At 44.7% G+C, this 403-nt stretch carries 1 protein-coding gene; it reads right to left on the reverse strand.

The window, feature by feature from the left end:
- Nucleotides 1-403: TetR/AcrR family transcriptional regulator (locus AAEY83_RS13010; RefSeq protein WP_351059357.1), on the reverse strand; the 403-nt coding region annotated here is incomplete at both ends.

The raw sequence follows: 403 nt of genomic DNA on the forward strand, positions 1-403 counted from the left end.
GTGGTACAGAGCCATCAGCCCAACCAGCCTTTATTTGTGTGGCAAGCCAAGTGACGGTTTGCTGATAGCCAGCGTTTAAGGCCTCACGCATTGTCTCTGACATATCTGCCACCTCTGCGCTAAGCTTGACGACCAAGCACTTCCCATGGTCACAGCCATTTTGCTGAGTGTCATACCAGTTTTGAAAGTAGTTATACAGTTTTTGCTGGGCACTTACATCTTGTTCGCCGATCGTTTCTAAACGATTTTTATAATTAAAAAAATAATCACCGATGATTGCCTCACCGAAAGCTTCTTTTGATTCAAAGTAATGATAAAAGGAGCCTTTGGGCACCCCTGCGGTATCCAGTATTTGTTTGATACCAACGGCTGTGAAGCCTTTTTTGGCAATAAGCTGGTAGCC

Origin of the sequence: Psychrobacter sp. TB20-MNA-CIBAN-0197 (assembly GCF_040309765.1) — a bacterium.
Classification (GTDB): domain Bacteria; phylum Pseudomonadota; class Gammaproteobacteria; order Pseudomonadales; family Moraxellaceae; genus Psychrobacter; species Psychrobacter submarinus.